The organism is Cerasicoccus sp. TK19100, from assembly GCF_027257155.1.
Lineage (GTDB): Bacteria > Verrucomicrobiota > Verrucomicrobiia > Opitutales > Cerasicoccaceae > Cerasicoccus > Cerasicoccus fimbriatus.
In genome coordinates this window covers 261,253-285,957 of sequence record NZ_JAPWDU010000004.1, presented here as the reverse complement: position 1 = coordinate 285,957, position 24,705 = coordinate 261,253, and the positions used below count along the sequence as shown (strand labels likewise).

The 24,705-nt window shown below is 56.3% G+C and carries 24 protein-coding genes; 15 read left to right on the top strand and 9 right to left on the bottom strand.

Features of this window, described 5'->3' with window-relative positions:
- Positions 1-93: 93 nt before the first annotated feature.
- From O3S85_RS11385 to O3S85_RS11375, 3 genes are all read right to left on the bottom strand, one after another.
- Complete coding sequence (locus O3S85_RS11385; protein ID WP_269540470.1) at positions 94-945, bottom strand: hypothetical protein; 852 nt, start codon at positions 943-945, stop codon at positions 94-96.
- Between the two features lie 138 nt (positions 946-1,083).
- Positions 1,084-1,764, bottom strand: a complete 681-nt coding sequence (locus O3S85_RS11380) for a hypothetical protein (RefSeq protein WP_269540468.1) — start codon at positions 1,762-1,764, stop codon at positions 1,084-1,086.
- A 90-nt stretch (positions 1,765-1,854) separates the two neighbouring features.
- On the bottom strand, positions 1,855-3,432 hold the full coding sequence (locus tag O3S85_RS11375) for an ABC transporter substrate-binding protein (RefSeq protein ID WP_269540466.1): 1,578 nt from the start codon (positions 3,430-3,432) through the stop codon (positions 1,855-1,857).
- Between the two features lie 202 nt (positions 3,433-3,634).
- On the opposite strand from O3S85_RS11375, the gene O3S85_RS11370 reads away from it, so the two are divergent.
- The 6 genes from O3S85_RS11370 to O3S85_RS11345 all read left to right on the top strand — a co-directional run bounded on the left by O3S85_RS11370 (position 3,635) and on the right by O3S85_RS11345 (position 9,303).
- Complete coding sequence (locus O3S85_RS11370; protein ID WP_269540464.1) at positions 3,635-5,044, top strand: ATP-binding protein; 1,410 nt, start codon at positions 3,635-3,637, stop codon at positions 5,042-5,044.
- Between the two features lie 246 nt (positions 5,045-5,290).
- Positions 5,291-6,055, top strand: coding sequence for a hydroxypyruvate isomerase family protein (locus tag O3S85_RS11365; protein WP_269540462.1), 765 nt, complete (start codon positions 5,291-5,293; stop codon positions 6,053-6,055).
- A 115-nt stretch (positions 6,056-6,170) separates the two neighbouring features.
- Positions 6,171-6,359 (top strand): addiction module protein, encoded by a 189-nt coding sequence (locus tag O3S85_RS11360; protein ID WP_269540460.1) that lies wholly within the window; start codon positions 6,171-6,173, stop codon positions 6,357-6,359.
- Positions 6,360-6,512 (top strand): hypothetical protein, encoded by a 153-nt coding sequence (locus O3S85_RS11355; RefSeq protein ID WP_269540458.1) that lies wholly within the window; start codon positions 6,360-6,362, stop codon positions 6,510-6,512.
- 124 nt (positions 6,513-6,636) lie between these two features.
- Complete coding sequence (locus O3S85_RS11350) at positions 6,637-7,848, top strand: formylglycine-generating enzyme family protein (RefSeq protein WP_269540456.1); 1,212 nt, start codon at positions 6,637-6,639, stop codon at positions 7,846-7,848.
- A 225-nt stretch (positions 7,849-8,073) separates the two neighbouring features.
- Positions 8,074-9,303, top strand: coding sequence for a hypothetical protein (locus O3S85_RS11345; RefSeq protein ID WP_269540454.1), 1,230 nt, complete (start codon positions 8,074-8,076; stop codon positions 9,301-9,303).
- A gap of 276 nt (positions 9,304-9,579) precedes the next feature.
- On the opposite strand, the gene O3S85_RS11340 is transcribed toward O3S85_RS11345, so the two are convergent.
- A complete protein-coding gene (locus tag O3S85_RS11340) occupies positions 9,580-10,440 on the bottom strand; it encodes an HU family DNA-binding protein (RefSeq protein ID WP_269540452.1) in 861 nt (286 codons plus the stop codon).
- Positions 10,441-10,724: 284 nt separating this feature from the next.
- Between O3S85_RS11340 and O3S85_RS11335 the strand changes: the two genes are divergently transcribed.
- Both O3S85_RS11335 and O3S85_RS11330 read left to right on the top strand, forming a co-directional pair.
- Positions 10,725-10,973 (top strand): hypothetical protein, encoded by a 249-nt coding sequence (locus O3S85_RS11335; protein WP_269540450.1) that lies wholly within the window; start codon positions 10,725-10,727, stop codon positions 10,971-10,973.
- The gene (locus O3S85_RS11330) at positions 10,966-12,549 is read left to right on the top strand and encodes an NAD(P)/FAD-dependent oxidoreductase (protein WP_269540448.1); all 1,584 of its coding nucleotides are present in this window, start codon (positions 10,966-10,968) and stop codon (positions 12,547-12,549) included. Before O3S85_RS11335 ends, O3S85_RS11330 begins: the two co-directional genes overlap by 8 nt.
- Before the next feature lie 386 nt (positions 12,550-12,935).
- Here O3S85_RS11330 and O3S85_RS11325 read toward each other — a convergent pair whose 3' ends face one another.
- The 5 genes from O3S85_RS11325 to O3S85_RS11305 form a co-directional block, all read right to left on the bottom strand.
- Positions 12,936-13,751 (bottom strand): hypothetical protein, encoded by an 816-nt coding sequence (locus O3S85_RS11325; protein WP_269540446.1) that lies wholly within the window; start codon positions 13,749-13,751, stop codon positions 12,936-12,938.
- A 113-nt stretch (positions 13,752-13,864) separates the two neighbouring features.
- Positions 13,865-14,875: a LacI family DNA-binding transcriptional regulator gene (locus O3S85_RS11320; protein ID WP_269540444.1), complete on the bottom strand. Its 1,011-nt coding sequence runs from the start codon at positions 14,873-14,875 to the stop codon at positions 13,865-13,867.
- A gap of 88 nt (positions 14,876-14,963) precedes the next feature.
- Positions 14,964-18,152 carry a UvrD-helicase domain-containing protein gene (locus O3S85_RS11315; protein ID WP_269540442.1) on the bottom strand — a complete coding sequence of 1,063 codons (3,189 nt, stop codon included), beginning with the start codon at positions 18,150-18,152 and terminating at the stop codon, positions 14,964-14,966.
- The gene (locus tag O3S85_RS11310) at positions 18,152-19,000 is read right to left on the bottom strand and encodes a CDP-alcohol phosphatidyltransferase family protein (RefSeq protein ID WP_269540440.1); all 849 of its coding nucleotides are present in this window, start codon (positions 18,998-19,000) and stop codon (positions 18,152-18,154) included. Before O3S85_RS11310 ends, O3S85_RS11315 begins: the two co-directional genes overlap by 1 nt.
- Positions 18,993-19,409 (bottom strand): type II toxin-antitoxin system RelE family toxin, encoded by a 417-nt coding sequence (locus tag O3S85_RS11305; RefSeq protein WP_269540438.1) that lies wholly within the window; start codon positions 19,407-19,409, stop codon positions 18,993-18,995. The genes O3S85_RS11310 and O3S85_RS11305 overlap by 8 nt, the downstream gene beginning before the upstream one ends.
- 138 nt (positions 19,410-19,547) lie before the next feature.
- On the opposite strand from O3S85_RS11305, the gene O3S85_RS11300 reads away from it, so the two are divergent.
- The 7 genes from O3S85_RS11300 (at position 19,548) to O3S85_RS11270 (ending at position 24,705) form a co-directional block, all read left to right on the top strand.
- Positions 19,548-20,102, top strand: a complete 555-nt coding sequence (locus tag O3S85_RS11300; RefSeq protein ID WP_269540436.1) for an EF-hand domain-containing protein — start codon at positions 19,548-19,550, stop codon at positions 20,100-20,102.
- A gap of 293 nt (positions 20,103-20,395) precedes the next feature.
- Positions 20,396-21,157, top strand: a complete 762-nt coding sequence (locus tag O3S85_RS11295) for a DUF3450 family protein (RefSeq protein ID WP_269540434.1) — start codon at positions 20,396-20,398, stop codon at positions 21,155-21,157.
- Positions 21,158-21,180: 23 nt separating this feature from the next.
- Positions 21,181-22,587 (top strand): MotA/TolQ/ExbB proton channel family protein, encoded by a 1,407-nt coding sequence (locus tag O3S85_RS11290; RefSeq protein WP_269540432.1) that lies wholly within the window; start codon positions 21,181-21,183, stop codon positions 22,585-22,587.
- 29 nt (positions 22,588-22,616) lie between these two features.
- A complete protein-coding gene (locus O3S85_RS11285) occupies positions 22,617-23,213 on the top strand; it encodes a MotA/TolQ/ExbB proton channel family protein (RefSeq protein WP_269540430.1) in 597 nt (198 codons plus the stop codon).
- 1 nt (position 23,214) lies between these two features.
- Complete coding sequence (locus O3S85_RS11280) at positions 23,215-23,622, top strand: ExbD/TolR family protein (RefSeq protein ID WP_269540428.1); 408 nt, start codon at positions 23,215-23,217, stop codon at positions 23,620-23,622.
- A gap of 6 nt (positions 23,623-23,628) precedes the next feature.
- Complete coding sequence (locus O3S85_RS11275) at positions 23,629-24,030, top strand: ExbD/TolR family protein (RefSeq protein WP_269540426.1); 402 nt, start codon at positions 23,629-23,631, stop codon at positions 24,028-24,030.
- Between the two features lie 3 nt (positions 24,031-24,033).
- The gene (locus tag O3S85_RS11270) at positions 24,034-24,705 is read left to right on the top strand and encodes an energy transducer TonB (RefSeq protein WP_269540425.1); all 672 of its coding nucleotides are present in this window, start codon (positions 24,034-24,036) and stop codon (positions 24,703-24,705) included.

Below are 24,705 nucleotides of genomic sequence, written 5' to 3'. Positions count from 1 at the left end.
CTTTCTCCGCTGTATTCATCCTCCCGAGGAACACAAAAAAAAGCGCCAGCTAACACCGGCGCTTTTGGTTTGAAACTGGGCTTTCTATTTCGCTTAGCTGCGCTTTTGGCGGCGGCGGATAGCGATTAGCAGGCCGGTGCAACCGGCGATCAAGGCGTAGGTCTGCGGTTCGGGGACGACGTTTACCTGAAACTCGCCCAGCTCAGCGTTAAGATAAATAGCGCTGCCGGAAGTATAATCGAACGCCGTCATAACGCCGGCGGCGGTCAGGTTGTCGAAATTAGTGAGCGTGGCCTCGCTGCCAATTGCTTCAATGTCTGTCAGCGGATCGTAGTTATACCACGTTGCCGCTGCGGGGTCGAGCAAGTCCGTGCTTGCTGAAAGCGAGTCACCACCGGCCGCATAGAAATCGCTGCCGAGGCGGATGATAAAATAGAGCGTGGTTTGGGCAGCTGCCGTTCCGCCGTTGGTGGCCCAGCTGCTGTTGATGCTTTCCAGCGTGGCTGGGGTGGAGTCATACCCGTTGAGGAAGCCGTGGTCCGGACCGGAGGCGTAATCAAAGCCGGTTTGCGTCCAAAGCACCAAGTTGGCTCCTTGTGCCACAAATCCGTCGCCGCCATCAGTGTCGCGAATGCCAAGACGCATTTCTGAGGTGGCGGGGGCGGTATTATTAATGATTCGGTTGTCCAGTTCACCAGCATTCGCGACGCCTGTGTAGAAGAACACCGGGGAGCGCGAATTGGTGTTATTCGGATAATAGGTGCCGCCGTTGGTCGCAGGATCTGGGTTGCCGGGATCCGTCAGGTCGATGATGCTGGGATCGGGAGAGTTCGGGGAAAGGTTTATCCCGAATCCGCCGCCAGTTACATTCGTATCGGGCCCCCACTGAACGGCCACAACGGCCTCAGATAGCAGGGGGATTGTGACGAGTGATGCGGTAGCCATTATTGTCTTTGTTAGGGTAGGTGACATAACGTTAGCATTACGTGTTATTCGCAGGGGGTCAACTCTAACTCATTCAATATATCGAGTGATTAATTCGTGTAATCGCTAGTAAGCTAGCGAAATTACTGGAAAAAACGTCTAGTACGAAAATTCCACCACCTTGCCATCGACGGTGGTGGCGCGGATGGTGCCGCCGTCTTCGGAGATGGTGATGTTGTCGTAGCGCTCACCGGCGACGGGGTCAAACGGCCGGAAATAATCACCGACCAGCTGTGAGTAGTTCACGCTGCTCACGCCTTCTTCGAGGATATACTGCTGCCCAGCGGAGGCGATCATGCGAAGGTTATTGGTGATGCGCCGCTCGGGAAATTTGCGATCCTGCTCTTCTTGATAAGCTTGGGCCTGCTCTTGTATTTGCTTTTCGATCAGTGCCTGGTTTTCCGGGTGCAGGAAATCAAGAATGAAGCCGTTAACGATACCCCAGAGGCGGTCCTCGAAGTCGCTTGAGGCGAAATATTCGGCAATGGCCTCCTGCTGGGCAGCGGCGTTTAGCTCCCGCTCTTTTTCCAACTGCGCGATCAGGGCGAGTTGGTTTTCGGCAAGTTGGGCTTCCAGCTCCGCCTTGATGAGGGCGACGATGGCCTCGCTGTCCGCCGATGCACTCAATGACTGACGCCTCACGGATGATTGCGTCGAACTGGTCGACGCCTCCACTTGCAGCAATTGCGCGGTATCTTCACGCAGGGCGCGGATGTTGTAATTCAGGTCCAAGAGCAGGACGATCAGGATGATAACCGTGGCGATGGCGAATGCTTTCATGGGTGGCGTTGTTGCGCTGGACGATGATGTATCGGGCAGACCGCTGCAATAACAATTGTCCAAAGCTGGCTTGCTGTCACATGGCCGTGGCTACTTGGCCTTGACCGGACCGAGGAAAATATTGCCCGTCGGCGAGAGGGTGAAGCCGGTGAACTCCGCGCGCATTAGCACCATTTGCTCGGCGTGGACCAGGGGGATGATTGGCAAGTCGCGGGACCACTCGGCCAGCGCGGCGTTGTAGAGCTTGGCGCGTTCGGCGGTGTTGCTGACCCGGCGGGCCTCGTCGAGTAGCTCGTCCATTTTCGGGTTCTGATAGAAGGCGAAATTCGTGGCGCTGCCTTTGACGGCGGCGCGGCTGTGAAAGAAAGTCGCGAGGAAATTATCCGGGTCGCCGTTGTCGCCGATCCAGCCGATGAGCCCGCACTCGTAGTCGCCATTGCGAAGCGTTTGCAGGTGGCTTTTGAAGTCGCGCGTCTCGATCTCCACTTGCAGGCCGATGGCTTCCCAGTCGCTGCGGATCAGCGAGGCCACGCGCTGCGGATCGGGAAAATACGGGCGCGAGTCGCTGAGTGTGCTCAGCACGATGGGCTCTTGGGTGAACTCCGGATACTGGGTCAGGATGGCCTTGGCGGCGGCAGGATCGTAGGTAAAAGGCGGGTCCTCGCCCTTGGGTTCGCCAAGGAAGCCGGGCGGTATCGGGTAGCTCGCGGGCAGAGCCGCACCGTCGAGCGCAAGCTTTACCAAGGCCTCGCGGTCGATGGCCATGGCCAGCGCGCGGCGGATCTCGGGATCGGCAAACTTCGGGTTTTCGGTCTGAATGGCCAGGTAGCCGACGTTCATGCTCGGGCCACGGTAGAGCTTAAAGAGTGGGTCCTGCGCAACGGTCTCGGCCTCGGCCGGTTGCACGCCGTCGATGGCAGACACCGCCCCGGAGGTCAGCGCCAGGCGGCGCACGGTGTTTTCCGGAATCGTGTTGAGGACCACGCGGTCGAAATGCGGAGGATACGCCCAGTATTCCTCGTTGCGGCGCAGCGAGATGGCCTGGTCCTTTTCCCAGTGATCGAACACGTACGGGCCGGTGCCGACCGGTTTGCTGGGGATCTCTGCGGGCGGCGTGTTGGGGCTGATCAGCCACGCTGGAAAGATCGCCAAAGAGTAGAGAATCGTCGCATTGGGCTGCTTGAGGCGAAAGCGCAGCGTCATCGGGTCGACGACTTCCACGGCCTCGATGTCGTTGTAAAGGTAGTTCCAGTAAACGAAGCTCGCCGTGGCCAAATGCGCGGGATGGCTTGGGTCGAGCTGCCGGCGAAAGCTGAAGGCCGCGGTCTCCGCCGTGAGCGGAGTGCCGTCGTGAAACTGGACCCCCTCGCGTAGCTTGAAGGTGTGGCTGAGCCCGTCCTCGGACGACTCAAACGACTCCGCCAGCCATGGCTCCAGCTCCAGTGTGCCGGGCTTAAAGCGCAGCAGCCCCTCGCAAATCTGGGCCAGCGCATTGACGGACTCGCCGTCGTCCACGTCGGCAGGGTCGAGCTTCTGCGCATCACTGCCACGCGCGAGAATAAAGGTCTTGGGCGTCTCCCGGGCGGAGTTGGATTTATCGCCGCCGCAACCGGCGAGCGCGAGCGCCAGTGCAAGGCAGCCGGCGAGCAAAGAAGTTTTCGTGAGCATTAACCCTAAGCTTACAAAACGCCGCGTAGCCCGCCAACAAAAAGCGCGGATTAAGTGGCGTTCATGGCTGCCGATAAGGGGTGTACGGAACGGGCTTTACTTAACTTCACTGGTGCCTCAGAGGGGTTTAGCGTTCCACTTTGAGACTTGTGGGCCTATAAAAAAAACTCGTCGGAACGCTATTTATTAATCAACATTAGCTATGGATTTCCTTATTTCGACGGGCGGGTTGCTGATAGGACTGTTGGTACTGATCGCGCTCGTTTTCTTGTTCGACCGGTTTCATCGCAAAAACGAAAAACTGCTTGCCGAGAACGAGCGCCTCAAAAAGCAGTTAGCACATTCTCTGGAAGTGGCGGAAAAAGCCGAGGCCACGGCCGACACCAAAGAGCTCTTTTTGGCCACAATGAGCCACGAAATCCGCACGCCGCTCAACTGCATTAACGGCCTGTCGGAAATCCTCATTACCTCCGACCCACGTCCTGACCAGCTCGAATACCTCAACACCATTACCCAAAGCACCGACGCGTTGCTCAATATTTTGACCAACGTGCTCGACTACACCAAGATCAATGCCGGTTCGTTTGAGATCCAGGCCACGCGCTTTAGCCTCTCGCATGTCATCGAGGAAGTGCACACTCTTTTCAAGGAAGAGGCCTCGCGTAAAGACATCGTCTTTGAGTGCAACCACAACGACGATGACAAGGAGCTTCAGGTCATTTGCGATCGTAATTGCCTCCGCCAAGCCCTCGTCAACCTCGTCTCCAACGCCATCAAATACACCGACCAGGGGCACATTCAGTTGGAGGTTTTTTACCGGCACTACACGACCAACGGCACCAAAAACCAATACGAGGTCGCCATTCAAGTCGCCGATACCGGCATCGGCATTGACCCGGCCAAACGCAACGAACTCTTCAAGCCATTTCATCAACTCGTCGACTCCAAAACGCGCAAATACGAGGGCACGGGGCTGGGCCTGAGTATCTCAAAATTCATGGTCGAAAAGGGGCTCGGCGGCACCATTAATTACGAGCCCAGTGAGAGTGGCGGCGCGCGTTTCAACATCCGCTTTTTTGCCGAAGGCTTCGTCACGAAAAAGGAAACGCTCGGCTCCAAGTTGTCCTCGCGTTCGCTGCTCAAGACGTCGCTCTCAAAAAACCTTTTCGTGCTCGATGTGCTCGTGGTCGACGACAACACGCTCAACTGCATTACGATGAAAGCCATTCTGGAAAAGATGGGCCACCGGGCTGACTTCGCCACCGACGGTCTCAAGGCGCAGGAGCAACTCGTGCAAAAGCCCTACAACCTCATCTTCATGGACATCATGATGCCCAACGTCGACGGCATCGAGGCCACCCAGGCCATCCGCAGTGGTGCCTGCGGCCCGGAATACGTCAACATCCCCATCGTCGCGACCACCGCTTTCGCCAACGTCGGCGACGGCCAGAAGTTCCTCGACGCCGGCATGAACTACTACTTGTCCAAGCCAGTCATCCCCGACGCCATCCGCGCCATCCTCACCGAGACCGGCCGCCAAATCCAAAAAGGCGAACAGCCCAAAGCCCCCGCCGCCAGGCCCCCCAAGCCCAAAGCCCGCCCTACGGCTTAGGGGTGGTTGCGCGGTGATTCATTTTGCCACGCAACACTACCGTGCCGTTGGCAATTGAAGCACCCGGTTCGGTCACATCGTCGAATGGTAAATGGTATTCGCAGCGCATTGAAACTTACGGATGTAATGACGTCGCCTGGGTGGACAACCTTTCCGCAAACGACTCTTCCGCCTGAATGACGACCATCTCTCTGGACGAGCCATCCAATATCAGCTTCCATTGGAAATCCTGAACCTGATCCCGACATGAGCACACTGAAACAATCTTTTTCCTGGTGGTGCTTCGCCAACAAGGGAGTCGCGGCCGCCGAACTCCTGCAAGCGGCCGCCCGCATCGGCTATGACGGCGTCGAGCTCATCGAGCCGGAGCTGTGGCCAATGGCGCGTGATGCGGGGCTGACCATCGTTAGCATTGTCGGGCACACTTCGATCGAAGCGGGCATGAACCGACTGGAGAACGCCGACCGCATCGAGCAGGAACTCCGCGCGAATATCGACCGGGCAGCCGCATTCGGCATTCCCGATCTGATTTGCTTCTCGGGCAACCGGGACGGGCTCAGCGACGCTGCTGGCCTGGACAACTGCGCGCAGCTCTTGGAGCGCGTCGCGCCCATCGCCGAGCAGGCGGGCGTCACGCTCATCATGGAGCTGCTCAACAGCAAGGTGAACCACCGCGACTACCAGTGCGACCACACGGAATGGGGCGTCGCGCTGTGCCAGCGGGTGAACTCACCGGCCTTCAAGCTGCTCTACGACATCTACCACATGCAGATCATGGAGGGCGACATCATCCGGACCATCGGCGAGCACCACGCCCACATCGCCCACTACCACACCGCCGGCAATCCGGGCCGCGGTCCCATCGGCGACTCTCAGGAACTCAACTACCCGGCCATCATCCGCGCCATTGAGCAAACCGGTTACACCGGCTTCATCGGCCACGAGTTCATCCCCTCCGGCGATCCCGTTCAAGAGCTGCAAGCTGCGTATGATCTATGCCGAGGCGCTTGAGTCTCGTCCTGTGGTTTCGCGCGTCTTTAGCTTTTGAAATCCAATTGACTGAACTGCCATTCTGGCTAGCCATGGGGATATGGTGCATTTGTTAAAAGAGATTGAGCAGCAGGCGATGAAACTCTCTGCCGCCGACCGTGAAGCGTTGGCGAATTATCTCTTGCAAAGTGTTCACAATGCGGAGCTCAACGAATTGGATACGGAATGGATCGCCGTTGCCGAGGAGCGCTTCAATGCGCTGGTCAGTGGCAAGGACTCCGGCATCCCGGAAAAAGACTTTTTCCAGCGCTTCGAAAACGCCTAGATGGAGGTCATCTTTGCATACGAAGTCTGGGAGGAGGTTTCCGAAGCTCAGGCATTTTACGAGGGCGAAGTTGAAGGATTGGGAAAGGCGTTCATCCAAACCGTTTTCGATTCTATTCAGGAAATCAAGCGATACCCCGAGTTTTACAATTGATCACGCAATCTAACAGTTGCGTGATATACCATCAGCCCTAATGGGCAGATCTAAATGTCAGCTATCTGAAAATAATCTAATATTATTTTTGAAAAATTACCTATAACCTAAGATAGTCTATTTAATGAAGCGCTGCCTCACACTCATATTTTACATCAACACTCTAATCACTTCTGTGTCCGGTGTTGATCTGCCGGTGGTTTTAATCAACCAGTCAGGGAATTCCCCCGATCCGCTTACTGACCTAGGTACGGTCAATTACGACTACTATATTTCAAAATACGAAGTAACTAATACACAATATGCAATATTCCTAAACGCGGTAGCCAAAACTGACACATTCGAGCTCTACAACACAAACATGGGCAATCCAGATTATTCTGGCGGCATTCTACGAGTAGGATCGCCAGGAAACTACAGCTATACTACCCGAAGTGGGTATGGTAATAAGCCTGTCAATTTTGTTTCCTTCTGGAATGTAGCTCGTTTTGCAAATTGGCTTACCAACGGGCAACCCACCGGCCAACAGGATAATAGCACCACTGAAACTGGCGTATATATGCTTAACGGAGTTGCATTTCCGGTGAATGCATCCATTGGAAGAAACGCCACTGCTTGGAGCGCTGGTGGTGTAGCCATCGCAAATCAAGACGAATGGCATAAAGCGGCATATTACGATCCCAATGCTCCAGGAGAATATTGGACGTATCCCACTCGCAGCAATACTGAGCCATCTGGTGCTCAAGCAAATTACAACCCAGGAGATGGCAGCAACCCAGGTGACATCGCTGAGGTGGGATATTCAATACCGAGCTATTTTGGAACCTATGATCAAGGTGGTAACGTTAGAGAATGGACAGAAGACACTATTTATCTAGATCATCGCGTTGTTCGTGGTGGCGCTTTCGGCACGGGTGGTGGCATTTCCAGCGTGTTACTCTCTACGTTAAGAAATACAGAAGCTCCTGAAACCGAACGCAACAACTTAGGATTTCGGCTCACGAGTCTAAAACCGATCACTGCACCCACAACAGATCCTTCAATTATTGAGTTCCAACAGGACATTAGCATATATAAAACGGTACAGATAACATTCGAGTCACAGGCAGGAATGTATTATAACATTCAGCATTCCTTCAGCCTCAACAGCGACACATGGGTTGATTCACCACAGGCGATTTTGGGCACAGGTAGCACAATTACCCGGTATCGGGTTACCGATGGGACTCTATTTTTCTTTAGAATCTGCGAAAGCCCATCACCCCACTCGGAAATTGAAACTGATATCGCGCTCCCCGAGCAACAATTAATTTTTCTAGAAACAGCCGATTGGTAACAAAGTGGATTCAGGTATTTGACTATACCTCCACGGTTGGTGTGTAAATAATAAGGTCTCACGTCCTTTCCTCCCATTAGTTTGGTATAACTGGATTGAGTTATATCTGGCCAAATTATGTAAAAGTCGATTGGATCATCTTTTACAAAAACAATCTATAATATGCCCAGTAGAAACTTCAAAACATTCAAGCGAACAGATAGCGATATCATTTCGCGATTCAGGATGGCGGTTGAGGCATTGGAAAAAGTAGCCGATCCCAAGTTAGCTCTTTGGCTCGAATCAAACAATTCTCGGCTCGACTGTAATCTAGATGAGGCTGAATCGGATGAAGTCATAAAGCGGATTTTGGAAGCTAATTCCACAGTCTTCTTATTGATACACTTAGATTTCAGTTATAATGGAAAAGCGGCCCGAATTCATGTTACCCGACAAGAGCCACTAGATGACGTAACGGTTAGCACAGATACTAATCCAAATCTAAGCGCATTACTTTTTGCTTCAGCTTTTAAACAGTTCCCAACTACAGCTAGGGATAGCAATTTTGCAGAGGTTTTTGGCAAGGAAATCGATACGTTCTACCGACATCAGCATGAATTAGTTCGCCAACTCCAAGAAGCTGCTACTCACCAAATAAGCATACAGCAAGATTTTCAAGAAGAGCAGGACAAAAGATTTTATGATCGCTGCAGTCGCAAGGATCTTGAGATTAGTGAACTTCGGAAGAAATTAGAGACTGAACATGATCTTGCGCAAACTTCCCTTGAAAAAGAGAAGAAAGCATTAGCCAAACGGCTGAAGGAACTTGATGATAGTTCAAATACGCATGCTCGTCGTCAGTTAAGAGAGGGGTTAAAGTCTGATGTTTCAAATAGTCTAGAAACTTTTGGGTTGAGTAAAGGCACAATTAGAAAGCGAATTCCAATTCATACTGCTTTTGTTCTAGCTATTTGCATGTTGGTTTTCGGGGTTGGGTATTTTTCGGTAAACCCAATAGTACTTTCTGAATCAAGTGAGCCTTCGATTGGAACTGTTGCAATTAGCCACATGATAATAGCTTATCTTAAGCCCATATTGCTAGCTGTTGGTGCTCTATTCATGCTGATTTATTATATTCGCTGGAATGATCGCTGGTCAGAAGCACATGCCTCCGAGGAATTCCGCCTCAAAAGAATATTACTGGATATTGACCGAGCTAGCTGGGTTGTTGAATTAGCCTTAGAGTGGAGAAAAGACAAAGATAAGGAGATATCCTCTGAGTTGCTTGATCGGCTTACAATTAATCTATTTGAGGACAAGATTTCGCCAGCTGATGCACGTCATCCCAGCGAAGACATGTTGGCTACACTATTGAGGGCCTCTTCAAGATTAAGAGCGGGTCCAAATGGGCTTGAAGCGGAATTCAATTCTTCAGGCACAAATAAAATTGCGGATAAAGTTAGTAAGAAAACTTAGTCAGAATATCGCTGAAACTTAGTTTCTTCAATAATCGGATGAATGTGGCCGAAGCATTTTTTTCATGAATTTTGGCTTTAATCGTAGTGGCTCGGATTTCAGCATATTTAGCACGTCCTTCAGACCCAACCCTCCCCATGTTTCTGACCCAAACAAGGTAAGGGTTGTGACCAAACCCAGTAGGGGTACGTGAAAAAGCGTCGGCGACACTTCTAGGAAGAGTCGGCGACGCCTCGATTGACAGTCGGCGACGCTGGGTCGCGCAGTCGGCGATACTTAGGCGGGAATTTTCTCCGCCGTGGGTTCTGATTGGGACGCCTCAGGCTGGGGCGCGGGCTCTTTGCTAAGTTCAGGGCAGGCCCCTTCGACTAGCTCAGGGCAGGCCGCTTTGGCAGGCTCAGGGCAGGTTAGGCGGTGTTGGCAGCGTTCGCGCAGGAGGTGTTCGCCGCCGCGGGAGCGGGTGCGGAGCTCCAGCTCGTATTGGCCGGCGGGGAGGTCATCCGGGGCGAGGAACCAGATTTCCTTCGGGCGGACGCCGAAGTAGTGGTCCACGCGGATTTCGCGTTTGGCGGGCAGAGAGCCAGGTTGGCGGACGGGGATCAGGAAGACACCTTCGTCGGGGCGCGACTCGCTGAACTTGAGCCGCATGCCGGTGAGGCCCACCGGGCCGCCGGGCGAGAGCGTGGCGTTGAGCTCGCCGCTGCGCGTGTCGCGCACCTGGTGGAGGATCGGCGATTCCTCGGGCCCGGGGACGCGTCGCCAGCTGATTGGCTCGCGACTGAGCTCTTTGTTGAGAGACTTGCAGGGGCGCGCGCCAATGTTGAGCTTGTGGCGCTTGGGGTCGCGGCGCTCGTTGAGGTCGTCAAACGTGCCGCGCAGCTTCGGGTAGAACTCGACGAGGCCTTGCAGGTTGACGCGCCCGCCCTCGGCGACGGTCCGCAGGATGTGCTGGCGCAGCTCGATCAGCGTCGCCTGGACGTCGGCCTCGGTCAGCGTGCAGCGCTGGGCAATTAGCCGGGCGAGCTGCTGATCGTTCAGGCCGCCGCAGGCCGCGGGTCTTGCGACGTATTGCGGGCGGGAGTCTTGGTCCTTAGCGCCTGGCGCAAAGGGAGTTAGGTAATAGTTGAGTGATGGCATTGTGGTAGTGGTGTGGAGGTTGGGAGGTGTGGAAGTGTTGAAGTTGGTTGTGTTTTAATGATCAGTGAAATATTATGCAGTAATCCTTGGCGGAGGCCAAGGAGGAAAAAGGAAAAAGATTAACGGAAAAAGGCGGCGGAGTGGTGGAGGGCGGCGCTCTGTTGCCGCCGTTCGATGGAGTGGGGGTAGGGCGCAGTCTCTTGACAAGCCGCATCGGTGGAGTGGTTTGGTTTTATTGATCAAATTGGCCAGTTGGAACAGGCAGAAGGAATCGGTCCGCGCTAATGCGTGTCCGCGAATTTGATTTTGCCCAATACCATTTGTTTTCAGCCTACATGGTGGCCAGCGGGGACGCTGGCCGCTACCTTTGGGAGGCAACGTGGCGGCTTGTCCCGCTGAGCGGGACTGCGCCCTTCTTTTGGCTAGTTGGATTGGACTTCCGGTTGGAAGGCGAAAGCGAAGGCTGCAACGGTGTGAACTTAGACTTGTTCATTGGTGGATTCTGGCCCATCACTACGTTTACCTATGGCTGATTCCGATCCAGCAACGCCGCCGCTGATGGTGGATATTATTCTTCCGATTGAACAGTCGGAAGACATCGCGGTGCAGCGGATGGCGTTGGCGAAGAAGCTCGATGTGTCGCCGGACCGCGTGATTGAATTCCGTCTGCGCAAGCACTCGATCGATGCCCGCCAAAGACAGATCAAGGCGCAACTGCGCTTTGAGGTTGGTTTGGATCAGATGCTGCCGCCGGAGCCGGATCTGAAGCCGGATTATCCGACGGTCAGCGAGGATGCGGCGGCGGTGGTTATTGTTGGCTGCGGTCCCGCGGGGCTCTTTGCCGGGCTGCGTTGCCTGGAGCGGGGGATGAAGCCTGTTATTTTGGAACGGGGCAAGGACGCTTCGGCGCGGCGTTTTGACCTCGGACCGATTCTCAAGCACGGGACGGTGATCGAGGACTCCAACTACTGCTTTGGCGAGGGCGGCGCGGGAACCTTTTCCGATGGCAAGCTCTACACACGCGCGACGAAGCGCGGGCCGGTGGGCGACATTTACCAAACGCTGGTCGCGCATGGCGCGCCGGAGCGCATCCTCGTCGACGCGCATCCGCACATCGGCTCGAACCTGCTGCCCAAGGTCGTCATGGCGATGCGCGAGTCGATCATCGCGGCGGGCGGGGAGGTCAACTTCGGCGCGAAGGTGACCGACATCCTACTCGACGGCAACCAGATCCAAGGCGTGCAAACGGCCGATGGACGCGAGTTTCTGGCGAGCCAGGTGATCCTCGCTACGGGACATTCTGCGCGCGACATTTATCAACTGCTGCACCGCAAGGGGATTCGCCTGGAGCAAAAGGCGTTTGCGGTCGGCGTGCGCATCGAGCACCCGCAGCCGCTGATCGACAGCCTGCAGTATCACTACCCGAACGGGGACGAGCGCCCGCTTTATTTGCCGGCGGCCAGCTATCGCCTGGCGACGAAGATCGACGACCGGGGCGTGCATTCGTTTTGCATGTGCCCGGGCGGGTTCATCGTGCCGGCGGCGACCGAAAACGACGAAGTCGTGGTGAATGGGATGAGCTTGGCGCGGCGCGATTCGCCGTTTGCGAACAGCGGCATGGTGGTCACCGTGGAGCCCGAGGACACGCAGCCGTTGCAAGCCGAGCATGGCGTGCTAGCGGGCATCGCGTTTCAAAAGCAGTTGGAGCAGGTGGCCAAGCAAGCAGGCGGCGGCGGACAAAAGGCGCCCGGGCAGCGCGTGACTGATTTTCTCAAAGGTAAGGCATCGCAAGACCTTCCGGCGACGAGTTATTTCCCCGGTATCCACGAGGCGCGCATCGACGAATTGTTGCCGGAATGGATTGTCAGCCGCATGCGCCGTGGGCTCACGCTGTTTGGCAAGCAAATGCGCGGCTACATTACCGAGGATTGCAACCTGATTGGCTTTGAAACGCGCACGAGCTCACCGGTTCGTATACCGCGTGATCCGGAGACGTTGCAACACCCAGAGGTGCGAGGACTCTTCCCTTGCGCCGAAGGGGCAGGATACGCGGGCGGCATTGTCAGCGCGGCATTGGATGGCATACGCTGCGCAGATGCGCTGGCGTAGCGCTAGCTTTTCCCGAGTAACATTGTCAGCAATGCCGGGAGTTTGCGCCAGCCGTTTTCTTAAAGGGCCACCCGCCGCCTGCGCCGCTATGTGGAAGAAGGGTAGAGCGGTCTGTGCGCTGGGGCAGGATTGTTTAACCACGAAGGACACCAAGCGCACGAAGATGAGCGGGGGCCCGTGCATAGATGCTGAGGAGCACGGGTTTGAGGCAGAGGAAATTCAACCACGGAGCACACGGAGGTATGGAGTTCTGTTTTCTCCGTCTTTTCTTGTGCTCCGTGGTTAAGTGAAAACTGCAGTGGTTTGGTGTCTTGCGTCTCAGCTTACAGCTTAGTCCACCGGGCGGCGCGGGTGCTGTAGAGGAAGCCGTCGACGGGGCGGTGCGATTATTGATTGCGCGAACGACGACGCATCCAAGCAACGGAAAGCAACACTCCCGAAATGATCAGGGCAGTCTCACCGGGCTCGGGAATGTTGGCCGGGGTCACGTCTGCCCAGCTTGTGCCGACGCGGATCTCATCAATGCTGAAGCCAGGGCGCGTAGACGCTGATGTGCCGCTATTGATTAGCATCATCTGTATCAGGCGGCTGTTGTTGCCAGTATCCGATATGTAGGGCGTCGGCGCGGAGATGGAGCCAAAGCTGGAGGAGTCGGGGTTGACCCAAAAGTTGGCTTCGCCCGTGCCATTGGTGTAGGAGCCAATCAGCAGTATCGTTTGCCCCGGACTGTATTCGATGAGATTGGGATCCTTGACGCTGCTGCCGCTGCTGGGGCCGCGGAAGTCACCGTCGAATACCAGATTATAGGCAGATGCATTGTCCGCGTCTTTCACCACACCGAAGCTCGCGACGCCATTGGAGACGGTCGTAGTCGGGGACAGCAGGATCAGGTTGGAACCGAAGCCTGTGGTGCTGAGGCTGGACAAGTCATCCATGCGGAACAGCAGGGAGTAGAAATAAGTCTCACCGCTGGTCATTGCGGTAAAGGTCGGGCTGCTGTAGTTCGCCGGACCAGAGATGCCAAAGTGGTTGCCCGAGGAAGGGGCGAGTCCCGGATAGCTGAGCGAGCCGGCGACTTCGCCACTGGTTCCGTTCGCAGCAGTCCATCCGGTAGGAGGCGCTTCGGCCGGATCGGCAAATGGCTCGTAGTAAACGACATTGGCCGTAGCTTGGGAAACGCTCAGCAAGAGCAGGAGTGACAAGTTTGCTGTAATTATTGGAGTGGAGTAGGTTTTTACCATATTTCCACCCTAGGCTTTCTCCTATATAAGTAACAAGCGTCCTGGATGCTGACACGTCAGTATTTGGGCGATTTTTATTTGGAACGTTTCGGCAAGGTAGCGCCTTCCTGCCAGCCACAGCTCATGGAAATCCGGCATGGCGTCTCAGGAACGCCACGACTGCCGCGCTCAACCAACATGGCGAGCTGCGCCACTGCGCGCCGCCCCAACAGCAGGTGCGGCTGGATGATGGCGGCAGCTTCTGGCACATCCGGAAGGTTGTCAAAGGCGAGGAGCCCCACTTGCTCAGGCACTCTAAATCCATGGTCCCGGAGTTGATTCAGGCAATTGCTTTGCCCGAAGATTGCCGGGGTTTTTCCAGCTTTCACCAATTGCTCCAGCGATGGCAGGGCTTCAGTTACATTTGAGAACAGCTGCACTTTCTGGGAGCCGGTTAGCCGCTGCTGTAGGGACACGACAGATAGCCAGCGCTGCCCCAGGCGGAGGTTGGTTTGCGGGTCCATCACCGCAAAGACTGGATCATAACCACGGCTCAGAATGAGATTCAGGCCATCGGTAAAAGCGGCAAACAGGTCTGCGGTTACGCGGTCGGCTTGTGGCTCCTCAACAGAAAAACCGCAACATACCACCGAAAAATTCTGCCAGTTCAGTTGGATTCGCCCATGATGCTCTTGAGTTGGCCCCACGATTACTCCGCGCTGCCCACGCGCAATCAGGATTCGCTCCAGTTGCCGTTCGTCGATATTCGAGGGAGTGCAATCCAATAGCTCCAGATCGTAGCCGAGTTCCTCGGCCTCCAATTTGGCGCCCATCAGCATGGCTCTTTCAAAGGCGTATCTGGGCTCGCCGCCAATGGTTCCCCGGGTACAGAGATAAGCCAAAGAATACTTCCGGTGTCGAACGGCGCCGGCCCGGACCTCTTTCATTAGCGTATTAATAATGGGGCTGGGCGTGTAACCGTGCTCGCGCGCTAGCGCCTGAATCCGGGCACAGGTCTTGGGGCTGACCCGCGGGTCATTTTTGAGCCCATAGGAGACCGTCGTCCGGCTGACTCCGGCAAGAGCGGCGAGTTCCCGTATCGTCATGGTAAGGTTTTAGGGGTTATTTATTGGGGGCAGCGCGTCTTGGCTTGGTTGCGGGTGATGTTCTTTGCCAATATCGCTTTGAGCAGATCTATAATTTGATCCACTGGGCTTTGCGAGTGCTGTAGAGGTAGCCTTCGACGGGGCGGGAGAACATCACTTTGAGCGCGGTGACGTAGGCGGCGAGCTGGGGGCCGTAGCAGGCGCGCAGCTCGGGGCCGGCGTTTTTGAAAATGCGGTCCGTCTTCCAGTCGACGATGCGCCAGGCGTCGCGGGAGGCGTCGTAGGCGAGCAGGTCGATGAAGCCATCGTAGGCAAACGTGGCGGGAGCGGCGGCGAGTTCCAGCCCGAGCTCCAGCTCGTCGGGGGCGTGGGCAGACTCCGGCCAGAAGAGGGAGGCCTCGGCGCGGACTTGGCGGTCGGCGTGGTTGAGCCAGAGAAATTCTTCGGTGCTCAGCAGGGCGGCGAATTCCTGCGCGCCGCGCTCTTCGTTGGGCGCGTGGGGGACGACTTGCGCCTGGTAGTCCACCCAGGCTTCGATCGGCTGGCCCCAGGGGCCGCGCTCCATCGAGTCGTGCCACCAGTTACCGTAGTCGGCGCCGCCGAGGGCGCTGCTGCCGTCCTGCGTCTCGGGGTAGCCGGGCTCGGATTGCCAGTCGCTCTCGTCGCGGGCGTGACCGTGGGCGGAGTCGGTCTCAACTGGCGCGCCATGTTGGGCAAGGCTACTGGGCAAAATACGTTGCGGGAACTGCTGGCTTTGCGCGCGCAGGCTTTCGCTCACGGGCTCTATTGTCATGAAAAACGCGGGCGCTGCGGCGGGTTCGTTGTCGTCGCCTGCGGGGGACTCGGTCACGGGCTCGCTGGCGGGCGCAAACTCCCGCATGCCGGCCCAGACAAAGCCGTTGGACTCTTCTTCGAGGCAGTGGCAGAGGTCGAGCCAGCTCATCGATGCGCCGGGGTTTTTATAATAGGCGGCAGCGTCGACCGCGATGACGCGTTTACGGGCGCGGGTCCAGGTAACGTAGGCCAGCCGCTCGGTTTCCTCGCGGAAACGGCGAAGGGCGTCATTGGCCAGCTCGTTCTCGCAACTGGAGTCGTAGGCGACGTAGTCCTGCGCGCCGCCCGAGGCTTCGTAGAGCCGGGGAAAGTTCTCTGGCCGGCGCGAGACCGGGTAGTGGAAAAACGGCGTGATGACGACCTCCCACTGCAGGCCCTTGGACTTGTGGCAGGAGAGCAGCTGGATCTGGCCGGGGGCGGGGTCGTCGCTCTCGATGTCGTTGCCGCGGGCAAGCATAAGCTGGCGTGACCAGTCGGCCAGCGTGTCGCCGTGCTCCTCGGCTTGCATGGCGGCGGCCTGCATGCGCTTGAGGCCTTGGTCGATGCGGGCGGGGTCCAGATCGGGCAGGGAGGCGAGGCGTTCGCCGAGTTGCAGCGTGTCGCAGATGACGCGGAAGGCGTCGCTCAGGGCCAGCTCATGAATGGCGGCATGGAGCGATTTTAAAATCAAGAGCGCCTCGATGACGGCCAGCGCTTTTTCGCTACCGGAGAAGTCACTGCGGTGCTCGGGCGTGACGCTGAGGAAGCTCCGCAGCTCGTGCTTGACGACCGCGATGGCGCCATCGGGCAGGGCAAAGATTTCGCGCAGCACGCCGACGATCTCAAAGTCGTCCTCGGGGTGCGCCATGATGCGGACCAGCGCGGCGGCCCAGGACCAGACGGGGTCGTCGGCCCGCTTGACCTTGCGCGAATGCGATTGCACGGGCAGGCGCGCGCGCTCGATGGCCTGGTGCAGCGCCTCGGCCCAGTCGTTGCGCGGGGTGAGGATGGCGACCTCGCTCCAATCGCTGGCGCCGAGCCCTTCAAGGCCGACTTCGACCAGCCACTGAGAGATCGCCACGGCCTCGGCTTTGAGGCTTGTTTTCGCGGGCTGGGAGCCGGCGTCGTAGTCGGCGGGTGGGTGGAGCAGCAGACGCTCGAAGCTGCCGGGGCCGGCATTGGGCCGGGCTTCCAACGGGACAAAGGCGGCTTGTTCGCCGGGCTCATCCTCGCGGCGCAGAATCTGCGGAAAAAAGCGGTTCACGGCGCTGACGATCTCGGCATCGCAACGCATGGTGACGGTGAAGCTGAGCGCGTCGGCGGCGTTCTGGTCGACAAGGCCCTCGTGGATCGAGCGATAGGTCGGCAGGTCGGCGCGGTCGCTGTAAATGGATTGCTGAGGGTCGCCGACCATGCAAAACCGGCCCGGCGGCGGGCCCACGGATTCGGCCATCGGCTGGCCGGGTGACCATTGCCCGCCTGCGACATTGAGCAACACCGCGAACTGTAGCGGGTCGGTGTCCTGCGCCTCGTCAAGAATGACCAGGCGCTGCTCTTCGCGGATGGCGGGCCCGGCGGCCTCGTGGTTCATTAGCCAGGCCGCGAGCGCCACTTGGTCGTCGTAAGTGATCTCGCCGCGCTGGACTCGGTAGTCGCGAAACTCGCGCGCCAAATGCGCGGCCACATAAAGATACGCCTGGCCGAGCCAGAGCTTGAGCGGGCGCCAGGCGGCCTGGAAAATGGGTTTAAAGTCCGCGCTGCCTTTGTCGAAATCTGGGGGAGGGCAAGGCTCACCGGTGGCGTAGGCGGTTTGCCATTCGGCGGCAAGGCGCTGCCCTTCCTCAATGCCTTTTAGGCCGCGCTTATTCTCGGGTTTGAAATTGAGAATCGGAGCGACATCCACCATGGGCGCGGGTCCAGGCGGCTCGGGCTCGGGGATGCGCGTGCCGAACTGGCTCATCAGCTTGAGAATGTCGACCATCGAGCCGTGGCGCTCCAGGCTGAGGCGTGAGCCTTCGGGCAGGCAGGCGAGCAGGGTGTCTTTGCTGCGGAGAAAATCGCGCTGCAGCGCCTCGAGATTGCCTGCTTGCTCGAACTGCGGCGGCAGTCCCGCCAAGGGGCCAAACGTGCGCAATAGCTCCAGGCAAAAGCTGTGGATCGTGCCAAAGAAAGCCTGGTTAAAGCTGGTCATCACATCGGGCCCGGCGTGGACCTCGTGCAGCTTGGCGTGGGTGCGGCGACGCATTTCGTCAGCAGCCTTGCGGGTGTAGGTGACGACAGCCAGGCGTGGCAGGAGCTTGTCATCCAAGTGGGCGTCGGCCTTGGCCAGCGCAACGACGCGGCTAACAATGGCCGTGGTTTTTCCGACCCCGGCAGGCGCGGTGACGGTGAAGTTCCGGTCCAGCTCGCTGGTAAAGCGATCGCGGTCCGCCTGGTCAGTGAGGGGTGGTAATGGATCCGGCATTAATCGTCATCCGCCGCGCCGAGCGTACGGCGATTGCGGAAATGCCGGAACAGCCCGTAGAAGAGGTAAATCAAAAACAGCAGGGTAAAGGAGATGCGCCAGAAGAAGATAAGCAGCATCACGAGGATTATCAGCCCGATGAAATGCTGCACCCGCATGTGTGTCTGCCAGCCGAGATGTTTGAAGCTCGGGTAGCGCACATTGCTGACCATCATCCAGGCAATCAGGAGCATCAGTGGCGGCAGAAACAGGTAGAAGCCGCGCTGGAAGTCAAAGTTGAGCATCGCGAGCATGATGGAGGACACCATGCCGGCGGCAGCAGGGGCGGGTAGTCCGCGAAAGTCGCCCAGGCCCGAAGATTTGTCGATGCCGGGAATGAACGGGTTGGTAATGATGTTATACCGGGCCAGGCGGATGCCGGCACAGAGCAGGTAAATAAAGCCGATTAGCCAACCAATTTGGCGGAAAAACTCGTAACCCTCGGTCGGGCTGAGGATCAGGAAAAACATCATCAGGCAGGGGGCCATGCCGAAGCTGACCATGTCGGCAATGGAGTCGAACTCCTTGCCGAAAAGGGATTCGCGGCCGCCCATGCGGGCCACGCGGCCGTCAAGCATGTCGCACACGCCCGCGCCAAGGATGAAGAACACCGCCTCGGTGAAGTATTCATTGATCTGCGCTTCGGTGGCGTCGTAGCGACCGCGGATGCACCAAATGATGGCCAGGAAGCCGAAGAAGAGGTTACCCGCCGTGAAGAGGTTCGGCAGCATATATATGCGGGCAGCCTCATCGACGTTTTTATAGGGCAGCCCGGATTCTTGTGAATCTTTTGGGGGCGTTTTAGACATTACCGGGATGTTTGCCAGGGTGCTCGGATTGGCCGTCGGGCAGTCTTTCCTGCTGACGGCTGGTGAGGCTCTCCACGTATTGCCAGAAGGATTGGTTTTGCTCGACGAGCGTTTCCTCGTGGTAGGGGAGTTTGAAACGGAAAATAAAGTCGGCCAGGGTGTGCTTGTGGATGATGTAGTGGCTCAGCAGGCGGCTGTCGTTGATGACCTCGAAGTAGATGCGGTATTCGCCCGCTCGGAGGCGGTAGTAGGTCTTGCCGCCGCGCTCGAACTTGCCCACGTCGTCACTGCCGGCGGACAGCTCCTTACTGGTGAGGTTGCTGAACCGTTCGATAATCGGCATTTGGATCATGATATCCAGCCGGTTGAGCATCGACATGCTCTGGTCGCTGAAGGTGACTTCAAACATTGATCTATTAATACAACACAGGCTTGGAGCGTACTTCAATCACTCTCTGTGGCTATTTTTTCTGCAACTTTTGGCGGGTGGCTGGGTTGAATCTAAACAGTTACCAACCACGACAACCTTTAACCAGAAATATCCACAATGAAATCTCTAAAGTATTTAATTCTCTGCGGTCTGCTCTCGGCTGGCCTCGTTCATGCAGAATCTGCCGCACTCGGTGACGGCAATGGTGATGGCAATCAGCCGCAAAGCGAAAACGCCGGCCCCGGTGGACAGCGCCCCAAAGGCCAGCAGAACCAGCAGCGCCCGAACCGTCCGTCCAAGGAAGACATCCTGGCGAAGTTTGACGCCAACGGCGACGGCCAGCTCGATCAAGCCGAGCGCGAAACCGCCCGCGAAGCACATCGTGAAGAAATGGCCCTGCGCCGCTTTGACGCCAACAAGGACGGCACGCTGTCCAATGAGGAGCGCGCGCAGTTCGATGCTTTCATTGCCGAGCGTGAAGCAAAAATATTGGAACGTTTTGACGCCGACGGTGACGGAGTCCTCAGCGATGAGGAGCGCCAGGCCGCCCGCCAAGGCATGAACCGCCGTCAAGGCCAGGGCAATGGTCAAAACGGTCCCGCTGATCGCCGCCAGGGCCCGCCCCGCAGCAGCGATCTCGGCGATGTTCCAGCCGCGCCTCCCGGAGCATAAGTATTTCATAGATCACAATAGTTAGCAGCTACAGTCAGCAAGACACATAGAAACCCCGGCTAGGAATGCCGGGGTTTCTTCATGTCCGTATTACGATAGTGACAAAAGGCCTGCGGTTTACCACTTAACGCGGCTGAGGGGTCACATTTATGAATGCAAAATCGCAATGTGACGCGCGGGTTACGGAGTCGTAACCCAACTGTAATATGTGACACAAGTTTAACAACCTACCTCTAGTCAAGGCGGGGTAAATCTGTTCTACGTTGGCGACTGAATTTTAATTTACTTTCCTTATGAAGATTCGCGTCATCGCAAACACACTTATTGCCTGCTGTCTTGGTTGGACATCACTCTCCGCTCAGAGCGACCCTTCCGTCGCGAAGGAGAAGCTCGCCAAGTGGGTCGAGACTCGCCAGATGATTTCCAAGGAAGTCACTGATTGGGAGGCAGACAAGGAGCTGCTGATCGCCACGAGAGACCTGCTGAGCAATCAGGTAAAGGCGCTGGATGAACAGGTCAAAGAGCTGAAGTCCGAGGAAACCGCCAGCGACCAATCGCGCAAGGAGCTGCTCGACAAGAAAGACCAATTGCAGATCGCTGATATCGCATTGGCCCAACAGGTCGCAACGCTGGAGAAGCAAATACTGGAGTTGGTGAAGATTTTCCCGGAACCGCTTAAGGCCAAGCTCGAGCCGCTGATCGTCCAGATCCCAGAGAATCCCGAAGAGTCGGATGCTACGCTGGGCAAGCGCATGGGCCAGGTTCTCGCGATCCTTAATCAGGCGGAGAAGTTTAATAGCACCGCGACCTTTGTTGGCGAGACGCGTGAAGTGGGCGGCCAGAAAATCCAGGTCAAAACAGTCTATTGGGGCATGTCATTCGCCATTTACGTGGACTCCCAGGGCAAGACGGCTGGCTTCGGTAAGCCGACCAGCGATGGCTGGGTGTGGACTGAGAATAAGGAACTGGCGGCGGACGCCAAGCGCTTCATCGACATGTATGAAGGCAACACTGATGTGATCGAATTCGTCGCGCTCCCCATCAGCGTCCAGTAACGAGCAATTTTACTATTTTTAACATGAAACGGATTATCACTTATACTTCCTTGCTGACGATCGCTGGCGCGCTGGCACTGCCACTGGGTGCCCAGAATTTTGATCAAGTTTCGAGCGACGTTGACGCAAAGTTGGAAGCATCCCTGAAGAAACTTGCGGATGTCCGTGAGACGATTCAAGAGGAGCGGGTCCCGCTATCGACGGAAGTTGCCGAGTTGGAAAGCCAGGCGACCGAGTTGCGCCGTGAGCACAATCGCTTGCTGAAGATCAAGGACAGCCGCACGATCGATTTATCCTCACTGGAACGCCAGGTGAGCCAGTTGCAGGAGCAGTCAGATTTCGTGAACCGTTTGCTCAATGAGTTTATCGAAGGCTTTGAGCAACGCATCGATAAGGCCGAGAATCCTCTCTATGCTGCTGATATTAAGGACGCCAAGCTTGCACCCAAGAACGCAAACTTGAGCCCGGAGGAAAAGCGTGATTTGCAGGTAGCCGTGGTGGAATCCGCCATGGATCGCATGGAAAACCTCGTTGGCGGCCACACTTTTGAGGGTGCCGCGCTGAGCCCGGAAGGCGTGCTGCAAGAAGGCACGTTTGCCAAGTTTGGCCCGACGGTTTTCTTTACGAGCAATGATAAAAGTGTCTACGGCTTGGTCGAAACTCAGCTCAATGCGGCTGATCCGGTAGTCGTCGCTTTACCGGAAACGATCAGTGGAAGCATTTCTAATGCGGTTTCGACCGGCTCAGGTGCGCTTCCCTTTGATGCAACTCTGGGTAAGGCAATCAAGGTCGCCAAGGCCAAGAAATCTCTGATGGCCTACGTTGAGGACGGCGGCCAGGTTGGTTACGTCATTATCGGCCTGGGCATTATCGCCATTTTGCTGGCGGTCTTTAAGTGCTTTGAAATCTTCAGCTTCAAGGTTGCCATGCCTAAGCAGATCGACGAGCTGCTCGATCTGGTAAACGAAGGCAAGCAGGACAAGGCGCAGGAAAAGGCCAACGAAATTGGTGGCACTGCTGGTGAAATGTTGGCTGCTGGTGTGATTAACGCCGAGGAAAAGCGCGGTATTCTCGAAGAAATGATGTTCGAGCGAATCCTGAAGGCCCGTCCTTATCTGGAGCGTTTTTTGCCGTTTCTCGCGATCACCGCCGCAGCGGCTCCGCTGTTGGGTCTGCTGGGTACCGTTATCGGTATGATTAAGACTTTCCAATTGATTACGATCTTTGGCACGGGTGACGCCAAGAGCCTTTCTTCGGGTATTTCCGAAGCGCTCGTTACCACCGCACTGGGTCTGATCGTGGCCATTCCTACTTTGATTCTTCACGGCATGCTTTCACGCATGGCCAAGCGTAAGCTGGGTCTGCTGGAGCAAGGTGCCGTTGCCTTCGTGAACGGGGTGATCAGCCGTCGTCACGAAAAGAAGGACTAATTTCTAAATCTTTATTCAGGACGACCACCATGGAAGGTGTCACGCTAGAGAAAATTTTTGATGTATGGGCAAGCGGTGGGACGGTGATGTATCCGCTGTTTTTCCTCGCATGCTTGCTCTACACTCAGGCGTTCCAGCTTATATTCTACGTTCGCCGCACCAGCTTGAATAAGCGCAACGAGTTTCAATGGGCGCAGTGGGTGCAATCCCCCGAGAAGGCGGAAGGGCGCGTTGCGGAAATTATCCGCTACACGCAAACTGACACCAGCTCAGCCAAGCAGGTACGCAACCGTTTTGATGAAGTGCGCATGGCCACGCTCAATCTCGTGGACCGGCGTGTTCGCTTTGTTAATACGCTGGTCGCAACGGCTCCTCTACTCGGGCTGTTGGGGACGGTCATTGGTATGTTGCAAACGTTTCTTGGCTTGGCCACTAGCGGAGGCGGTGAGACGGCTGGTGTGGTGGCATCGGGTATTTCTGAAGCGCTCTTGACCACGCTGACCGGTCTGATCATCGCCCTGCCTGGTCTATTCATCGTCATGATTATTCAACGGCAAAAGCACGGGCTGGAAGCCAATATCACCCGGCTGGAGTGCTTGACTCTCAGCCAGCTAAAAATCGACTAATATGGCCAAGCGCAGCATACTTGCAGAGGGGGAAGAGGCGACTGAGATCAACCTGTCTTCGATGATCGATTGTATCTTCATCCTGCTGATTTTCTTCATCGTGACGACTGTCTTTGTCGAGGAAAGCGGACTTCAGGTGAACAAGCCGGACGCCGCCGCCGCCTCGGCCAACAACGACGACAGTGTATCGGTCGCCCTGGAGATTACCGCCAATAATAAAATCATGATCGATGGGCAGGAGATTCCGCTGAGCCAAGTGAAAAACCGCGTCAAGGACGGCATGGTCGATGCGGATACGCCCGTAATGATCCGCAGCCATGAACGCGCGAGCCACGGTCTCTTCATCTCGGTGTGGGACGAGGCTTCGCAAGCCGGTGCCAACCAACTGAGCTACACCACGACCAACTAATTTTCTATGGGACGCAGCATCAACGACGAGCCGGATCAGGAAACAGAGATCAATCTGTCTCCCATGATCGACTGTATTTTCATTCTGCTGATCTTCTTCATTGTGACGACCGTTTTCGTCGAGGAGCCGGGTGTTGAAATCATCAAGCCGAATGCGGTTACCGATGCTGACTTGGAGAAGAATAGTATCATCATCGCGATCACTTCCGATAACCGCGTTGTTTATGGCGGTAAGGAAATCGGCGTTTCCGGGGTCGCATCGCAAGTCAAGCAGCAGATCAAACAGAACGATTTACCGGTGATCATCCAGGCGGACATAAACGCAGAGCACGGCACTTTTTCCAAAGTTTATAGCGAAGTGAAAAATGCCGGTGCCAAGAAAATTAGCGTTTCAACTTTCAGGGGCTGATCCATGTCTGATCGTAAGCATCAAAGTTTTAAAATTCCCACCGCCAAAACAGACCTGCCTCTTGGTATGACGTGTGGCGTACTGTTTTCCACCTTCCTGTTTGTATTGATGGCCATTGCGCCACTGGTGGGAAACATCAAGCCGCCGCAGAACGACCTGCAGGAAGTGATGGTAGCGTTCCCGCCGCCGGAGTTCGAGGAGATCGAAGAACCAGAACCGGAAGAGCCACCGGAGGAAGAGCCGCCACCCGAGATGGAGGAGCCACCGCCCGACCTTTCACTGGAGCAGATGGACCTGGTGCTGAATCCAGGCACCGGTGGTAGCTTGGCCGGCGACTTCGCGCTGCCGACGACTGCCGCTAATGCCGGTGATCTGGGCACGGAAGATTTCATCGACTTCTCCGAGCTGGATGAGCCGCCGAAACTGATTGACCAAAGCGCTTTCAATTATCCGCGCAGCCTGCGCACAAAGAAAGTTTCCGGTCGCGTCGTGGTTTACATCGAGCTGGACGAAGAAGGCAACGTGACCAAGGCGGAAGTATCCAAATCCGATCTGCCACAATTCAATGATTTTGTTCTCAAGGAAATCAGCCGGCGCAAGTTTTCTGCGCCCACTTTCCAAGGCCGCAAGGTGAAGGCTAAAGCGAACCTGCCAATTCCGATAAATATCCAATGA

What these genes read in the sequence shown, in the direction of transcription:
- O3S85_RS11330 (WP_269540448.1), top strand. Translation starts at nt 10,966, where the DNA reads ATGGCTGATTCCGATCCAGCAACGCCGCCGCTGATGGTGGATATTATT.
- O3S85_RS11360 (WP_269540460.1), top strand. Translation starts at nt 6,171, where the DNA reads ATGAAACTCTCTGCCGCCGACCGTGAAGCGTTGGCGAATTATCTCTTG.
- O3S85_RS11295 (WP_269540434.1), top strand. Translation starts at nt 20,396, where the DNA reads ATGAAGATTCGCGTCATCGCAAACACACTTATTGCCTGCTGTCTTGGT.
- O3S85_RS11305 (WP_269540438.1), bottom strand. Translation starts at nt 19,409, where the DNA reads ATGTTTGAAGTCACCTTCAGCGACCAGAGCATGTCGATGCTCAACCGG.
- O3S85_RS11365 (WP_269540462.1), top strand. Translation starts at nt 5,291, where the DNA reads ATGAGCACACTGAAACAATCTTTTTCCTGGTGGTGCTTCGCCAACAAG.
- O3S85_RS11340 (WP_269540452.1), bottom strand. Translation starts at nt 10,440, where the DNA reads ATGCCATCACTCAACTATTACCTAACTCCCTTTGCGCCAGGCGCTAAG.
- O3S85_RS11345 (WP_269540454.1), top strand. Translation starts at nt 8,074, where the DNA reads ATGGCGGTTGAGGCATTGGAAAAAGTAGCCGATCCCAAGTTAGCTCTT.
- O3S85_RS11335 (WP_269540450.1), top strand. Translation starts at nt 10,725, where the DNA reads ATGCGTGTCCGCGAATTTGATTTTGCCCAATACCATTTGTTTTCAGCC.
- O3S85_RS11315 (WP_269540442.1), bottom strand. Translation starts at nt 18,152, where the DNA reads ATGCCGGATCCATTACCACCCCTCACTGACCAGGCGGACCGCGATCGC.
- O3S85_RS11380 (WP_269540468.1), bottom strand. Translation starts at nt 1,764, where the DNA reads ATGAAAGCATTCGCCATCGCCACGGTTATCATCCTGATCGTCCTGCTC.
- O3S85_RS11370 (WP_269540464.1), top strand. Translation starts at nt 3,635, where the DNA reads ATGGATTTCCTTATTTCGACGGGCGGGTTGCTGATAGGACTGTTGGTA.
- O3S85_RS11270 (WP_269540425.1), top strand. Translation starts at nt 24,034, where the DNA reads ATGTCTGATCGTAAGCATCAAAGTTTTAAAATTCCCACCGCCAAAACA.
- O3S85_RS11385 (WP_269540470.1), bottom strand. Translation starts at nt 945, where the DNA reads ATGGCTACCGCATCACTCGTCACAATCCCCCTGCTATCTGAGGCCGTT.
- O3S85_RS11350 (WP_269540456.1), top strand. Translation starts at nt 6,637, where the DNA reads ATGAAGCGCTGCCTCACACTCATATTTTACATCAACACTCTAATCACT.
- O3S85_RS11285 (WP_269540430.1), top strand. Translation starts at nt 22,617, where the DNA reads ATGGAAGGTGTCACGCTAGAGAAAATTTTTGATGTATGGGCAAGCGGT.
- O3S85_RS11290 (WP_269540432.1), top strand. Translation starts at nt 21,181, where the DNA reads ATGAAACGGATTATCACTTATACTTCCTTGCTGACGATCGCTGGCGCG.
- O3S85_RS11355 (WP_269540458.1), top strand. Translation starts at nt 6,360, where the DNA reads ATGGAGGTCATCTTTGCATACGAAGTCTGGGAGGAGGTTTCCGAAGCT.
- O3S85_RS11300 (WP_269540436.1), top strand. Translation starts at nt 19,548, where the DNA reads ATGAAATCTCTAAAGTATTTAATTCTCTGCGGTCTGCTCTCGGCTGGC.
- O3S85_RS11320 (WP_269540444.1), bottom strand. Translation starts at nt 14,875, where the DNA reads ATGACGATACGGGAACTCGCCGCTCTTGCCGGAGTCAGCCGGACGACG.
- O3S85_RS11280 (WP_269540428.1), top strand. Translation starts at nt 23,215, where the DNA reads ATGGCCAAGCGCAGCATACTTGCAGAGGGGGAAGAGGCGACTGAGATC.
- O3S85_RS11310 (WP_269540440.1), bottom strand. Translation starts at nt 19,000, where the DNA reads ATGTCTAAAACGCCCCCAAAAGATTCACAAGAATCCGGGCTGCCCTAT.
- O3S85_RS11375 (WP_269540466.1), bottom strand. Translation starts at nt 3,432, where the DNA reads ATGCTCACGAAAACTTCTTTGCTCGCCGGCTGCCTTGCACTGGCGCTC.
- O3S85_RS11275 (WP_269540426.1), top strand. Translation starts at nt 23,629, where the DNA reads ATGGGACGCAGCATCAACGACGAGCCGGATCAGGAAACAGAGATCAAT.